Source organism: Acinetobacter sp. CIP 101966, from assembly GCF_000369725.1.
GTDB lineage: Bacteria > Pseudomonadota > Gammaproteobacteria > Pseudomonadales > Moraxellaceae > Acinetobacter > Acinetobacter lwoffii_Q.
This window is the reverse complement of the sequence record NZ_KB850160.1, coordinates 937,656-952,436: the sequence shown is the minus strand read 5'-3', so window position 1 is coordinate 952,436 and position 14,781 is coordinate 937,656. Positions and strand designations below refer to the sequence as shown.

The 14,781-nt window shown below is 44.4% G+C and carries 17 protein-coding genes and 1 pseudogene; 1 reads left to right on the top strand and 17 read right to left on the bottom strand.

Features of this window, described 5'->3' with window-relative positions; translation table 11 throughout:
• Window positions 1-27: 27 nt before the first annotated feature.
• From F891_RS10690 to F891_RS10665, 6 genes are all read right to left on the bottom strand, one after another.
• Window positions 28-1,332, bottom strand: a complete 1,305-nt coding sequence (locus tag F891_RS10690) for an IS4 family transposase (RefSeq protein ID WP_005104965.1) — start codon at window positions 1,330-1,332, stop codon at window positions 28-30.
• 104 nt (window positions 1,333-1,436) lie between these two features.
• The gene (locus F891_RS10685; protein ID WP_004731745.1) at window positions 1,437-1,847 is read right to left on the bottom strand and encodes a DUF3106 domain-containing protein; all 411 of its coding nucleotides are present in this window, start codon (window positions 1,845-1,847) and stop codon (window positions 1,437-1,439) included.
• Window positions 1,837-2,154, bottom strand: coding sequence for a hypothetical protein (locus F891_RS10680; RefSeq protein ID WP_004645680.1), 318 nt, complete (start codon window positions 2,152-2,154; stop codon window positions 1,837-1,839). The genes F891_RS10685 and F891_RS10680 overlap by 11 nt, the downstream gene beginning before the upstream one ends.
• Window positions 2,151-2,765 carry an RNA polymerase sigma factor gene (locus tag F891_RS10675; protein WP_004645678.1) on the bottom strand — a complete coding sequence of 205 codons (615 nt, stop codon included), beginning with the start codon at window positions 2,763-2,765 and terminating at the stop codon, window positions 2,151-2,153. The genes F891_RS10680 and F891_RS10675 overlap by 4 nt, the downstream gene beginning before the upstream one ends.
• Window positions 2,766-2,932: 167 nt before the next feature.
• The gene (locus F891_RS10670; protein ID WP_004279118.1) at window positions 2,933-3,709 is read right to left on the bottom strand and encodes a TrmH family RNA methyltransferase; all 777 of its coding nucleotides are present in this window, start codon (window positions 3,707-3,709) and stop codon (window positions 2,933-2,935) included.
• 51 nt (window positions 3,710-3,760) lie between these two features.
• On the bottom strand, window positions 3,761-4,735 hold the full coding sequence (locus F891_RS10665; protein ID WP_004731742.1) for a class 1 fructose-bisphosphatase: 975 nt from the start codon (window positions 4,733-4,735) through the stop codon (window positions 3,761-3,763).
• Between the two features lie 180 nt (window positions 4,736-4,915).
• Between F891_RS10665 and F891_RS10660 the strand changes: the two genes are divergently transcribed.
• The gene (locus F891_RS10660) at window positions 4,916-5,101 is read left to right on the top strand and encodes an NF038105 family protein (RefSeq protein WP_004645674.1); all 186 of its coding nucleotides are present in this window, start codon (window positions 4,916-4,918) and stop codon (window positions 5,099-5,101) included.
• A 79-nt stretch (window positions 5,102-5,180) separates the two neighbouring features.
• On the opposite strand, the gene pal is transcribed toward F891_RS10660, so the two are convergent.
• The 11 genes and pseudogenes from pal to F891_RS18170 all read right to left on the bottom strand — a co-directional run bounded on the left by pal (window position 5,181) and on the right by F891_RS18170 (window position 14,772).
• Window positions 5,181-5,753: a peptidoglycan-associated lipoprotein Pal gene (gene pal, locus F891_RS10655; RefSeq protein ID WP_004279115.1), complete on the bottom strand. Its 573-nt coding sequence runs from the start codon at window positions 5,751-5,753 to the stop codon at window positions 5,181-5,183.
• Window positions 5,754-5,807: 54 nt separating this feature from the next.
• Window positions 5,808-7,091 (bottom strand): Tol-Pal system beta propeller repeat protein TolB, encoded by a 1,284-nt coding sequence (tolB, locus tag F891_RS10650; protein WP_171064287.1) that lies wholly within the window; start codon window positions 7,089-7,091, stop codon window positions 5,808-5,810.
• A gap of 204 nt (window positions 7,092-7,295) precedes the next feature.
• Window positions 7,296-8,573 carry a cell envelope integrity protein TolA gene (gene tolA / locus F891_RS10645; protein ID WP_004731736.1) on the bottom strand — a complete coding sequence of 426 codons (1,278 nt, stop codon included), beginning with the start codon at window positions 8,571-8,573 and terminating at the stop codon, window positions 7,296-7,298.
• A gap of 3 nt (window positions 8,574-8,576) precedes the next feature.
• On the bottom strand, window positions 8,577-9,026 hold the full coding sequence (tolR, locus tag F891_RS10640) for a protein TolR (RefSeq protein ID WP_004731735.1): 450 nt from the start codon (window positions 9,024-9,026) through the stop codon (window positions 8,577-8,579).
• Entirely contained in the window at window positions 9,026-9,724 is a 699-nt protein-coding gene (gene tolQ, locus F891_RS10635) for a protein TolQ (RefSeq protein WP_004279111.1), read from the bottom strand. Before tolQ ends, tolR begins: the two co-directional genes overlap by 1 nt.
• Window positions 9,725-9,750: 26 nt before the next feature.
• The gene (gene ybgC / locus F891_RS10630; protein WP_004731733.1) at window positions 9,751-10,158 is read right to left on the bottom strand and encodes a tol-pal system-associated acyl-CoA thioesterase; all 408 of its coding nucleotides are present in this window, start codon (window positions 10,156-10,158) and stop codon (window positions 9,751-9,753) included.
• Window positions 10,159-10,424: 266 nt separating this feature from the next.
• Window positions 10,425-11,048: pseudogene (locus tag F891_RS10625) on the bottom strand (M20/M25/M40 family metallo-hydrolase); the annotation flags it as partial.
• Window positions 11,049-11,140: 92 nt separating this feature from the next.
• Window positions 11,141-12,148, bottom strand: coding sequence for a Holliday junction branch migration DNA helicase RuvB (ruvB, locus tag F891_RS10620; protein ID WP_004731729.1), 1,008 nt, complete (start codon window positions 12,146-12,148; stop codon window positions 11,141-11,143).
• Window positions 12,149-12,383: 235 nt separating this feature from the next.
• Window positions 12,384-12,986, bottom strand: a complete 603-nt coding sequence (ruvA, locus tag F891_RS10615) for a Holliday junction branch migration protein RuvA (RefSeq protein WP_004731726.1) — start codon at window positions 12,984-12,986, stop codon at window positions 12,384-12,386.
• A 117-nt stretch (window positions 12,987-13,103) separates the two neighbouring features.
• Window positions 13,104-14,444 carry a deoxyguanosinetriphosphate triphosphohydrolase gene (locus F891_RS10610; RefSeq protein WP_004731723.1) on the bottom strand — a complete coding sequence of 447 codons (1,341 nt, stop codon included), beginning with the start codon at window positions 14,442-14,444 and terminating at the stop codon, window positions 13,104-13,106.
• 196 nt (window positions 14,445-14,640) lie between these two features.
• Window positions 14,641-14,772 (bottom strand): putative transporter small subunit, encoded by a 132-nt coding sequence (locus F891_RS18170; RefSeq protein WP_004645659.1) that lies wholly within the window; start codon window positions 14,770-14,772, stop codon window positions 14,641-14,643.
• Window positions 14,773-14,781 lie beyond the last annotated feature (9 nt).

The following is a 14,781-nucleotide window of genomic DNA, read 5'->3' as shown; positions in this document are numbered from 1 at the left end:
GCCTCCATATGGAGTAATGCCAGTCAGTTAAGAAATTGACTGGCATTTTCTTGGGTATTTCTGCGGTTTTCCTTTCACAACTCGTGGGCAACTTCTAACCCTTCTCTCAGGCAAAACATACCTCCTCGATTTCTCCAGTAAACTTTCTAGATGTTTAGGTAAATTCCCTGCGGAGTCTAAAGAATCAAATCTTAATATATTCAGGATGCTGATAGAGGCAATATGAAAGCTGATTCTCAAAGGACTGACTTTTGCACGTTGAGCCATATGTTTCATTTGTCTTCTTAGAATATTATAGGCAATGAAGACCCCCCATAATTCTTGATAAATTAAATCAGGTTGCTTGCTCCTCAAATGCTTACCTTCCTGTAAATCACTTTTGATTTCTCGGTAACACATTTCTATTTCCCAGCGCTGGGCATAAAGCTTCGCCAAGCCTATCAGTGGATATGCCTTTGAATCCATTAATGAAGTGATATAACGTCTAATTTTCCCTGCCTGCTCAACTTCAATCAAACGCGCTTCCCAATATTCTCCTAATGATGGATTTAGCTTCCTGGCTCTAGCTGAAAGAGGCATTTTGATTTGAAAGTCATGCGGGGAATTACGTTTAATGATCTCATAGCGTAAATTATCTTTTGCTCTCATTAACCAATGACTGGCTTCTACTCGTGTTTGCCAGTCAATCAAGAAATCAGCAGAGAAATAGGCTCGATCAAACAAGGTAATACTATGCGATGGAGGACATAATCGATTTGCCAGTGTAAGTTCACCCTGATCCATGCTACCTATTTGGGCATCAATGATTTCATGGGTGCTGGTATTTACCAGGCAGGTTGCTCTCACTTGTGGATAAGGGGCTGCAGCGGTTTTACCCTTAGATGAGCCAAAGTGTTCAAAATTCTCGTCTGTATAAGGCATAGACCAAACCACCCCGTCAACAGCACATACACTAAGGCCATGAAAGTTTGAGTATTGCTGTTGGGATTCTTCAAACCAGGCTTGGCTGAGTAGAGAAAACAAGGTATTCAAGGGCTCTCGTCCTAAACGTTGTCGTGCTTGCACTGCTGCACTGGGGACACAATATTCTGTTGTACCAAACACAAGTTTTAGTTGCTCTACGACATACCCGATCGGTTGATCTCGAAATAGGGCAAGCCCAATTACCAGCCATACCACATGTTCGGCAGGTAATTTTCTTCTCCTGATAGAAGCCTTACCTGTTTGATGTAGGCTTTCTTTAATCCAGTTTAAATCAATGAGTTCACTGAAATGGCTGAGTGAAGGCAAAGAATGTTGAAGGGTGCAATCTAAATTTTCAGATAAAGTCATAAAAAAAATGAGCGTATTGGCATACACTCATTTTTACTACATTTTTCTAATGTCTGCTTAACTGACTGGCATTATCCATATGGAGGCTTTTTTATATTAAGTTTTTAATGCGAGTTAGGCTGCTGAGTCACTTGCTGATATTTGAGAATGTATTCTTCGCGAATGGCAAGGCGTTGCTCAGGAGACGCTTTTTGCATACGTGTGCCCAGTTCTTTGCGTTCCTGACTGCTCATCATTTGCCAAGTCTCACGCATTCTTTGTTTTTCCGCATTAGGGAGTTGAGTAAACCAGTCCATACGCTGCTGTAAGCTAACACGTTGTTGTTCGGGGATTTCTTTTAGAGATTGGTAACGTTTAATCAGTGCCAATTGTTCAGAATCAGAAAGACTATCCCAAGTATCAGTTACTTGGGTATTCGCATCTTTGGAAAATAGCCAAAAACGTTCAAATCCTGCAAAGCTGGTTTGCAGAAAACTGAATGCACAAAAAGCAATCACCAATTTTTTAGCTGCCATGTGGAACTTTGTCCTCACCTAAAACCATTAACATTTCTAAATCTTCAAGCATTTGCGGAGACAGTTTTGGGACTGACACCATTTGAGTTTGCGGTTCGTTATGGTCCGAAAGATTCGGTAATACCACAACGCCTGCAATCGCAGCTGCCAAAGCAAAACCTGACATTTTTAGAAATGCAAAGCGTGAGTGTTTTGAATCCTGAATTTCTTCAAGAACATGGTGCATAACAACAGGTTTGTCTTTATGTTGTTGTGCCAGTCCATCAAGTTTGGAAGTTACTTGTTTTAAGAAATCATCTTGATTCATTCGGATGACCCTCCCAGATATGGATTTAAATGTGCTAAAGAGGCACGTAAGCCTTGGATAGCACGGTGATAATGGGTTTTTACACTGCCTTCTGTGCAGTTCATAATTTGTGCGGTGGTATGCGTATCAAATCCTTCCCAGGCTCTGAGCATAAATGCCTGCTGCTGACGCACAGGCAATTTTGCAATCGCTTCCTGGATTTCTTCAGCAGTGACTGCCTGATCGAGAAAGTCCAGAGGCGTTGGTGTTGATTCATCGACGACATCATCAAATTCAATTTCGTCATCATCGAGACTGACTTTTTTGAAAAATGAAAACATTTGACCACGCCGTGACTCTTTACGACGCCAGTCCTGTAACTTGTTGTTGAGAATGGTATAAAACAGGGGATACCATTCTTCAGTGCTTTTTTCTGCATAGGATTTGTGTAAGGAAATGAAAGCTTCCTGAACCAGATCCATAGCAATACCATGATGACCTTGAGTCGCACTTTCCATCATCACCAAGGCACGCCCAGTCACATCCTGCATAAAATTCTTCAGACGTGCTTCAGCCGTACTCTTCAGAATACTTACATCGTGTGTTTGCAACTGTTTTGGTGCTAAATCCATAGAGATGGAAAATCCTGTCATTGGACACCCACCATTATTCCCAAGTTCATAATCACATAACGTTGGGAATCCTGGTTTGGTTGACAATTAAGTTTATTATTTTTGTAGTTTAATCTATTTTATACACGGGCAGGGCCGTATTAAAACACTGTAACCTAAATCCCTAATTAGATACGTTGACGTACCATTTCAAAGAAACAGATCGAACCGGCAATTGCGACATTCAGTGATTCCTGACCTCCAGGTTGCGGAATGCTAACGGCTTCAGCATGTTGCATCGCATAATCAGACACGCCTTGGCCTTCATTACCCAGAATCCACACGCAAGGTTTACGTAAGTCTTTTGAATACAGGCTTTCAGCACGGTGTGAGCTGGTTACATAGACAGGGATTTGAAATTGCTCAAGAATTTGTTCAAGCGCAATATTTTCAAAGGTTTGCAGCGTGAAATGTGCACCCATACCGGCACGTAATACGCGTGGAGACCAGAGCGATGCAGACCCTTTGGTACATACAATCTGTTCAATACCGGCAGCAGCAGCAGAGCGAAGCAGGGTGCCTACATTACCCGGATCCTGTACATTTTCCAAAATCAAAGTGTCTGCTTTAAAATCCAATGCATAATTTGCTGTCGGTAGAGTGACCACAGCTAAACAGGCTAAAGATGTTCCTAAGGTGCTTAAATCTTTGTATAAAGACTCGCTCAGAACAAAGACCATACCTGTGTATTTTGCAAGAATTTTCTCGAAATCAGGATGTGAAAGTGCATGTTCAGTGGTGAAAATCGAATCAATTTTACGGTTTTCATGTAGCCAGGCAAGAGACAGATGCGTGCCTTCTAAAACCGTTTGACCTTGTTTTTTACGATAAGTATTTTGTTCGATTAAACCACGTAAGTGTTTAATCTTTGGATTGTCTTTTGAATCAAGAAAAAAAGTTGGCATGGGAGATATAATCCACGGCAGCCGATTCAATATCGACTACCGCTATAAAAATTAGTTGTGGTAGCTGGTCACAAGATCAACTTCGTTTTTAGAACCAATGATCACTGGCACACGTTGATGTAGATCTGTCGGTTCGATCTCAAGAATACGCACACGACCTGTAGTTGATGCACCGTCAGCCTGTTCCATGAGCATGCTCATTGGGTTAGCTTCATACATTAAACGCAGACGGCCAGCTTTAGCCGGATCTTTAAGGTCATATGGATACATGAAGATACCGCTACGGCAAAGAATACGGTGAATGTCGCCCACCATACAAGCAACCCAACGCATATTGAAGTCTTTTTCACGAGGACCGGTTTTGCCTGCTAACAATTCATCGATATAACGCTGTACTGGTGCTTCCCAATGACGTTGATTCGACGCATTGATCGCATATTCTTTAGTATCTGCAGCTACCTGAATTGCTTCAGAAGTCAGTAGGAATTCTTGAGTCTCAGGGTCATAGGTAAAGAACACTACGCCTGCGCCGACGGTCAATGCCAACATGGTCGATGGACCATAAAGCACATAACCTGCAGCTACCTGATGAACACCGGCTTGCATAAAGTCTTCTGCCTGAGTCACGGCATTTTTTGCAGGAAGAATCGAAAAAATGGTACCAACACACATATTGATGTCGATATTGCTTGAACCGTCTAATGGATCGAACAATACCAGAAATTGACCATTTTCTTGTGCAGGGGTGAATTCATCCAGTTCTTCTGAGGCCAAACCACCCACATTTGGATGTTGCTGCAAGGCATCAATCAAATAGTCATTAGAAATGACATCCAGCTTCTTTTGCTCTTCGCCTTGAACGTTTTCATGCTGTGCACTTCCCAATACACCCGCTAAAGCACCTTTTTGCAGTAATTGATCAATGTCTTTGCAAGTGTTTGCAATCGTTTCAATAACTTGTGCAAGTTCAGGTGTGAGATTCCCGCTTTGTTGTTGTAAAAACTGGGATAAAGTGCGGTATGACATAGGGGAAACTCCAAAACTTAAATCGGGAAAAAATGATCAAAACGATATGCGGCTATATTTTAGATGAGAACGTACTAAAAGAAAAATTAAACTGGATTATTTGTATCGATTTTGCCCTTGCAACTCCTGCGGAAAGTGCTATGTTGAAGACAAAGGAAAATTGAGAATAGGAGCACAGATATGACAACATTGAAGTTTGATGCGACTCCAACGCCAAGCGAAGGCATTACTTTAGATGATATCTCTGAAGACAAGATGAAAGAAGCCTGGCGGGATTATGAAGCAAAACCAGAGTACAAACAATTCAATAAACATGACCTGATCGAATCGATGCATCCGGCTGAACAAGATCAGCTTCCCAAGTAGACCGATTCTTTCATTGAAGCAAATAAAAAGCACTCATGATTGAGTGCTTTTTATTTGATGAAACCATCATGAATGAAAGTTATTTCAACAATGGTGGTACCGCTTCATAATTAATTTCTACACGGCGGTTTTCTTTCCAGGCATTTTCGTCATGGCCCGCATTGATTGGCATTTCCTTGCCATAGCTAACTGCTTCTAGTTGACCAGGATTAACACCAGTCGTCACCAAGAAGCTTTCTACTGCTTTGGCACGACGCTCGCCAAGTGCCATGTTGTATTCACGGGTACCGCGTTCATCGGTATGGCCGGTGAGTGCTACACGTGAATTGGCATTGGCCATCAGGAATTGCGCATGGGCTTGCAGCGTATTTAGATCTTCATTGCTGAGTTCAGTACTGTCATAGTCAAAATGCACCACGCGTTTTGCCAAGAATGCTTTATTTTCTGCAGTAACGCCTTTTGCAGAAGCGCCTGCCATGTTTTGTGCATTCAGTGCTGCATCTTCACTCAAGCCTTGAGTATTCACAGTTGTTGTACCGGTCGTATCTAAACCGCCCGTTTGAACTTCAGCGGCAGGCTTACGGCTCGCACAACCTGTCATGACAACAGCTGCTGCTAAAAGTGGCAAGGCAAATAATTTTACTTTGTTCATCTTCATCTCCATGAAGTTTGATTATGGGGTAAAGGGTTTATCAATATAAAAATCTTATTTTGGTGCCCAAGCCGGTTCACGGACTTCGCCCGTTTCACTTGGCAAATTCATACGGAAGCGGCCATCCAGCGACATGATCGACAAGAGTCCGCGTGCACCTTCACGGGTGGCATAGACCACCATCTGGCCATTTGGCGAGAAGCTTGGCGATTCGTCCAGCGTTGTTGGTGTCAAAATGTTGTTCACACCAGAGGTCATGTCCTGAACCGCAACTCGATAGTTACTGCCGCTTGGGCGATGAACTAATGCAAGTTTTTTACCATCTGCGCTTAGCGTACCACGCGCATTGAATGCACCACGGAAGGTCAGGCGTTTATTGCTACTTGATTCAAGATCATGGCGATAAATTTGTGGAGAACCACCACGGTCAGAAGTGAAAATAAAAGATTTTCCATCTGGCGAATAACGTGCTTCAGTATCAATGGCACTGTCATTGGTCATACGTTGTAGCTGACGCGTTTCCAGATTCATCTGGTAGATTTCCGGATTACCGTGCATAGAAGCAGTAAACAGCATGCTCTTGCCATCTGGAGAGAAGCTCGGCGCGCCATTCAAACCGCGGAAGCTGGCCAGTTTTTCACGTTGTCCGGTCGCCAGATCCTGTACATAAATCGCCGGGCGTTTAGTTTCAAAGGACACATAAGCGATTTTTTTGGCGTCTGGTGTCCATGCTGGAGAAAGAATTGGATCACGTGAGGTCAAAATAGTCTTTGGCTGTTCGCCATCGGTGTCGGCAATCTGCAAGGTATAGCGTTGTTCTGGGGTAGCAGGATTACGCAGTACATAGGCAATACGTCCGCTAAAGTCACCTGGAATGCCGGTCAATGCCTGATAGATGGCATCACTGATCATATGCGCTGCCTGACGGGTGCGTGAGGCTGGAACAGTTAGCAATTCATTTAATAGATATTGTTTTTTTTCGACATCATAGAGCTGATACTGGATTTCGAAAGAACCATCGGCTGTGGCCTTGGATGAACCGGTGACCACATAGGGAACACCAGCTGATGCCCAAGCTTCTGCATTCGGATTATTCAATGTTGCTGTTGCAGGCAGGTTTTTTGAAGCACTGGTAAAGCGGCCAGAACGATTCAGGTCATTTTCCACAATAGGATAAATGCTCTGATCCTGACTGAAAGGTACAACGGCAATTTTAGGTGCTGCCTCAGGTGCCTTGGTAATTTCCAGATGCAATTGGGCATAGGACTGGGTTGCCAATACAGGGCTTAAAGCGCTAATGATTGCGAGGCAGAGTAGATGTTTGCGAGTCTTTTCCATCATTCGTTATTTACTCAAATCAACGGATTTATTGTATAGGTGCTTGGGCTACATCATCGCATGGATTTAATAGAATAAAACCATGAATTTATGACCAAACTGTTATGACACTGTGAAAAGTGAATATTATTTAATCAATTTAAAGTGAAGTTTAGCTTAAAAAATAAAAGCCATCACAACATTATTTATGTGATGGCTCCGTTTTTATTGCGCAGTAAAGGTTGAAGTAAAGCTTCGTGCTTCACGGCGTGCATCTGGATCGGATGGCATTGGATAAGGTGCTGCAGCACGGACTGCAGCTTCTACACTGGCTTTCATGTCTGAATCACTTGAATTCACAATGACCGAGACCACACCGCCATTATCATTCAGGGTTACACGTGCAGTGGCACGCTGGCCTGATGATCCGACTGGTGTATCCCAGGCGCGTTTGATTTTGTTTTCAAAATCGCGCTTCGCAGTGGATGCAATCCGTTTTGATTCCGCTTTTTTCTGTGCAGCTTCTTCAGCAGCCTGTTTCGCGGCTGAAGCTTTGGTATCTGCATCTGCATCAGCTCTGGCTTTTGCTTCGGCATCTGCTTTGCGCTTGGCATCTGCATCAGATTTGGCCTTAGCATCGGCATCTGCCTTGCGTTTGGCATCAGCGTCGGCTTTTGCTTTAGCCGCTGCATCGGCTTTAGCTTTCGCATCAGCGTCCGCTTTGCGTTTCGCCTCTGCATCATTTTTAGCCTTGGCTGCCGCGTCTGCTTTAGCTTTCGCATCAGCGTCTGCTTTACGTTTCGCCGCTGCATCATTATTGGCTTTTGCTGCCGCATCTGCCTTTGCTTTAGCAGCAGCTTCAGCCTTACGTTTGGCATCAGCCTCTGCTTTGGCTTTTGTGGCAGCATCCGCTTTTTGCTTGGCAGCTAAGTCAGCTTTTTTCTGTGCTTCCAGTTTGGCTTTTTGAGCAGCATCGGCTTTGCGCTGTGCATTTAGTTCAGCTTGACGTGCAGCTTCGGCTTCCGCCTTTGATTTTTGCGCTGCATCCGCTTTGGCTTTGGCTGCTGCTTGTTTGGCCTGTTCAGCGGCTTGGGCACGTTTTGCTGCTTCCGCTGCTTGCTGCGCAGCCTTGGCTTGTGCTGCCTCTGCCGCTTTCAGTTCCTGCTGGGCTTTTTGTGTATCGACTTTAGGTGTAGGTGGAGCAGGAGGTGTGGCAGGCGCCGTCGTTGGAACCACTGGAGCAGGTTCTATACTGGGTTCAGCAGTCTGGGTAATTTCTTCTGCGACATTTTCATGTGCAGTTTCCTCAAATTCGGTTTCTTCGCGAGTCACCGGTTTAAGGTCTTCTGGCTTGATCAGAACGGTTTTGATCTGTTTTGGCGGTTTAGGGGGATTACTCATGCCCAGATAAAGTAAGCTCACCAAAGCCACTGCATGGATGCCGAGCGTAAATCCAATCGCAATTGCTTTTTTTTGAAAGGGCGGTTTCTGATAATTTTTCATACTTTATTCTAGGGGTTTGGTCAGTAAACCGACTTGAGAAAGGCCAGCATCCTGCAGGCTGGACATCAAGGCCATGACATCGCCATATGGACGGGTATTATGGCCATTGATCACGACATTGAGCACCTTGTTTTCATTTTGTGCCTGGGTTTGGGCATCAACCAGAGTACGCGTCAATTCTTCCAGTGTGACCGGACCAGTCGCCTGATTTTTATATTCTAGATAATATGAACCATCTTCTTTCAGTGTGACAATGGTCGGGGCATCCTTGGATTCGATCGGTAATCCGTTGGCCTGAGGCAAGTCAACCTTGATACCACTGGTAATCATCGGAGCGGTGACCATAAAGATCACCAGAAGCACCAGCATCACATCAATATAAGGTACGACATTCATGTCACTTTTCAGTGGCTTTTTAATACGCTGAAAGCGTCCTGAACCTTGAATCGCCATTAGTCTTTGTCCTGAGTTATGCCCACGGACTGACGTTGTAGCAGTGCCACCATTTCTTCGGCAAACAGGGCACGATCAGAGTAAACGGTTTCACCTTTGGCCGTGAAATGGTTAAAGGCCAACACCGCTGGAATAGCTGCGAACAGGCCAATGGCAGTTGCAATCAGGGCTTCAGCAATACCAGGTGCAACCGTCGCCAGCGTCACCTGATCGACATCTGCCAGGCCAATAAAAGCGTTCATGATGCCCCAGACGGTACCGAACAGACCAACATAAGGTGCAACCGAACCAATACTGGCCAAAGCACCGAGTCCTTGCTCCAGATGACCTTGATCACGGCTCAGGCCGACACGCAGAATACGCTCTGTTCCTTCAATGGACTGGGCAGTCGGTGCATGGCGTTTTTTCAGTTTCAGGAACTCACCCAGACCCTGATAGAAAATATCTTCAAGGCCAGTGCGTTTAGAATTGAGCTGGGCATTGTTATACAGGGTATTCAGTTCAGCGCCAGACCAGAAGATTTTCTGGAAATGTTCATCATCGGCCTGGGCTTTTTTATAACTCATATAGAGTCTGGCAATCAGATACCAGCTATATATTGAGGCTAACAGAAGAGAAAGCATCACCAGTTGTACGACAGGGCTTGCTTGTAAAATAAGATCTGAAACTTGAAGAGATGATTCTAACTGAGTCGCCATAGTTGTTACGTGTGCCAATAAATTTTTTAGTCTTGTTCCAATTCTTTTTGAATTAGTTCGCGTATTTCATCCGGGAGTCGACGTGGTCGCATCTCTGCACTGATACATGCCAACTCAACCTCACCCGATGCAAGCATGATTTCACCACGATAAATATTTTGTTGCAATACAAATGATGAAGCTTTACATGAAATCACACGTGCAGTAACAGTAATTAAATCATCCATCAGGATGGGGCGCATATATTTGACATTAATTTTGTGTACCACAAAATTATATTCTGCCTGTTGCCAGTAATGACTGACTCCGGCAGCACGCAGCCATTCGGTACGGGTACGTTCCATATAGCGAATGTGGTTAGCATGGTAGACAATACCACCTAGATCAGTATCTTCAATATATACGCGGATATTGAATTCAAAATGATTCGCCATAGTTTTGTTCCATGCAGATTTTCGAAATTTTTGCTTGTTTTTAGATGCAGGAAAGGGATTAGAGTTTGCCGGATTCCTGCCAACAGTCAAGCAATTTAGCGGTTCAAAGTTTAGCATTGTGAGTCTTGAGACCAATGGCACAAGGTGTCAAATCTGGAGAGAAGTCACTAAGATGAAGTACTGAGCGCTTAACAGCTCATTTATAAAACAGCAGCAGATACTAAAATGCGCGAGTCTATTGAGCTGCGCATTTTAGTAATAGAAGATTAGCCTTTATTTTTCTGTTTCCAGTTGGCCTGAACCTGCTCGGCCACTTTTGGATAGTCCAGAATAAAACGGACATGGCTTTCGACCCCGGTTTTCAAGGTCGCATCATCGACAATGAAATTCGGGTTGTGGTTCGGTGCGGCTTTTGCCGGATCCTGATCTGCTGGTGTGGCACCGACAAACACGAAGAGCGATGGCATGAGCTGGCCATAATAAGCAAAGTCTTCACTGGCGCTGGCATTGTTGTCTAAAACATGCAATTTATCTTCACCATGCACGTTCGCCAAGGTTGGACGCATCAATTCAGTCAAGGTTTTATCATTGGTGGTTACTGGTGCATAAGGTGCAATTTCGACTTTCACCTTAACCTCATTGGCTGTGGCATTGTGTTCCAGCATTTTCGGCAAGTCTTTTAAAATGCTCTGACCTACATTTTCACTATTGGAACGGATGGTTCCAATCATATTGACCTGATCTGGAATGACGTTACCGATGGAGCCGCTCTGGATGCTACCAATATTGACTGCGCCCATACCTTTGGTCAGATCAGCTTTAGGGCTGATCAGAATTTGTAAGTTGGTCACTATCTGGGCAGAGGCATAAATCAGATCTTTATCTGCCCATGTTTAGAGCTTGAAACCGTTATAAAAAAAGCTTAAATTTTAATGAAAAACATAATATTTCAAAATAAAAAAGCAGCTTAAGCTGCTTTTAATCATTTATCCTTTGGCTCAGGCGGCATCATCCCAAACTGCAAATACGCCATATTGGTTGCAATACGACCACGCGCAGTACGCATCACATAACCTTGCTGAATCAGGTAAGGTTCAATCACATCTTCTAAAGTGCCTGAATCTTCCGCCATGGCAGCAGCCAAAGCTTCAACACCGGCAGGACCACCATCAAAACGCTCAAGAAGCATAGATAAATAACGGCGATCGAGTGTGTCTAAACCATCTTTATCGACTTTGAGCATGTCCAAAGCACGTTGAGCCATATCCTGATTGATTTCACCCGTACCTTTGACCTGAGCGTAATCACGAACACGACGCAATAAACGGTTGGCAATACGTGGCGTACCTCGTGAGCGACGGGCAATTTCTTTTGCGCCATCTCCCGTCATAGGTACATCCATCAGATTGGCTGAACGTTTGACAATGTGGGTTAAATCTTCAACCGAATAAAACTCTAGACGTTGCACGATTCCGAAACGGTCACGCAGCGGAGAGGTGAGTAGACCTGCACGTGTAGTTGCAGCTACCAAGGTAAATGGTGGTAAATCCAGTTTAATCGAACGGGCAGCAGGGCCTTCACCAATCATGATGTCGAGCTGATAGTCTTCCATCGCTGGATACAGGATTTCTTCAATCACGGGGGAAAGGCGGTGAATTTCGTCAATAAACAGGACATCGCCTTCTTCCAGATTCGTTAGCATCGCGGCTAAGTCGCCGGCACGTTCCAGTACCGGGCCAGAAGTTGACTTGAGATTACCACCCATTTCTCGGGCAATAATATTGGCCAATGTCGTTTTACCCAGACCTGGCGGGCCAAAAATCAGGGTGTGATCGAGGGCTTCTTCACGGCCACGTGCTGCGCCAATGAAAATTTCCATTTGCTCGCGGACCACTGGTTGACCGATGTAGTCATCGAGGGAAGTCGGGCGGATGGCACGATCGAAATGATCTTCGGGTTTTTCAGAACCACTGATGAGACGGTCTTGCATCTTTTGAGTTAATCTCTATGGTTTATTTGAGGTGAATAAAGTCATAGCCTCAAAATGCTCTTGGAATTTCTATGCCATTGAGTCGGCATGCTCTTACTTTTGACTGGGCAAAAGTAACAAAACCCATTTGTTAAACTGATGCTACGTCCTGATAGCACAGTTTAACAGGCGACATCCATGTCGCCAGGTAGATTCTGATACTGGCATAAATTTTATATTCAATATCTGATTGCTATTATTTATTCATCGACTTTAATGCAGCGCGGATGATATCACTGGCTTCGGTAAATTCACCTTTGGCAGCATTCACCAGTTTTTGTGCCTCAGCAGGTTTATAGCCCAAGGACTGTAATGCAGCTTCCGCTTCAGCCACGGCTGAATTACCCATAAACTGAATTTGTGGTGCAGTTGAATTGCTTGGTGCAGCACCTGAAGCCATGGCTTTAAAGCGGTCACGTAATTCAATCATCAGGCGTTCAGCAGTCTTTTTACCTACCCCCGGAACTTTGACCAGAGTGTTGATATCTTCATGTTCAACGGTGTGGATCAGCATTTCCACACTTAAAGTGGAAAGAATACCAAGCGCCATTTTCGGACCAACGCCGTTCACCTTTAATAAGGTACGGAAAATGGTTTTTTCCTGCGCATTGATAAAGCCATAAAGTAACTGGGCATCTTCACGAACAGCCAGATGGGTCCACAGAGTAATTTTCTGACCTTTTTGCAACTGGCAGAAAGTGGTTAAAGGGGTATCAATCTCATAACCTACGCCGTTCACATTTAATAAAACAGTCGGTGCTTCCAGCGCCAGCACTTCCCCAATCAGGCATCCAATCATTTTTTATACATACTCAAATTTAATACAGGCATAGTAGTCAGCATTTTCGATAAAGGCAAAACTCTATCATTCAAATCCAGTGATTTTGCTGAGATTATCATCAAGCGTTCGTTCGCATTAGAGTAACCCGGCTTTATTGCCATGCAGTTCCTGCGCCAGATTATAGGCCTGATGATCAGAAAACTTGGAGACAATATCCAGCACCTGCATAATGTTGTCATAATGATCAGCACTAAACTGCGCACCCGAACGTTTTAAAATGGCCATTAAACGCTGTTCTTTAAAGCTTAAAGTTTTGTGCGGCGTGGTCAGTGGAATAAAGGCATCCAGAATCGTTTGTAAACTTTGATGCGCGATAATTTCCAGACCGGCTTTTTGCGGATGTTCGAAGATCTTGTCTCGCGCCAGTTCTTTGGCCCGGTTAATGCCAATCTCAATGTCGGCACTGCAATAACCCAGCAATGAGCCTTGCAGTTGGCCCATTAGAATTTCCTGCTGATGTCGGGCAAAGGCTGTGGTGACTTCATCTACCAGACGTTTCATGACCCGGCCACGTAAGGCGGCAATTTTTTGTTGCCAGGTGGTATTAGGCAGATTGATTTCTTCAGGCGTGCCATATTCACCCAGCAAGTTCAGGAAAACTGGCTCGACTTCGGCATAACTGAGCATATTCAGGCTAATACCATCTTCCAGATCAATCAGGGCATAACAGATATCATCCGCAGCTTCTAAGAGATAGGTCAGCGGATGACGACAATAATGATATTCACCAAGCCGGATTAATCCTAGCTGTTCAGAAATTTCCTGCAAAATCTCTTTTTCAGACTGGTAACAACCAAATTTTGGACGCCGGCTGGCGGGGGTGTTACCAGTGGGGTCAATGGCCTCAGAGAGCCACGGATATTTAAGATAGGCACCAAGCGTGGCATAAGTCAGGCGCATGCCGCCATCATAAGGATGGTAATCAATCTTGGTCAGCAGGCGCAGGCCTTGGGCATTGCCTTCAAACTGGCGTACATCGGCTTCCTGTTCAGGACTCAAATCTTTTAAAAAGTCGGTATGTGATGCATCGTCAAACCATTCCCGAATGGCGTATTCACCGGCATGACCAAAAGGCGGGTTGCCAATATCATGCGCCAGACAGGCAGCCTGAATGATGGCACCAACATCAGCCGGAGAAATCCAGGCAGGTAAATTATCTTTGATTTTCTCGGCAGCCAGCATACCCAGTGAACGGCCAATACAGGAGACTTCCAGCGAATGGGTCAAACGGGTATGAATGCCATCGTGCTGGGTCAGTGGATGGACCTGGGTTTTGCGGTTTAACTGCCGGAAGCTTTGCGAAAAAATAATACGGTCATAATCTTTATGAAACGGGCTGCGTGCCAGTTCAGTGCTCTGCTTTTTACTACCAATCCGAACTGTCGAAAGCAGTTCTAACCAACGCATTTGAGTCATTTATCATTATTCAGTGATCCACTATTTGCATCATGCCAAAAAACTGGTTCGGGGACTAGGGCAGTGCGACATGAATTGTCTTGCTGCATATTGTTATTTCAGTCAGCTGGAAAAAACTAAGAATTAAAAATCGAAATCATCAAATGAACAATAAAAAAGCAGACTCAATGGCCTGCTTTTTGTTTAAGGCGAAGAATCAGATTAGCTCTTCGCCATTTTTTTTGGCTTGTTGTGTGTCTTTATAGACATTCAGGCAAATCGTGAACAAGACCAGGCTTGCCACCAATGGCCAAAAAAGTACATATAGGGTCAATAATTGACTTGTCATCTGAAATCT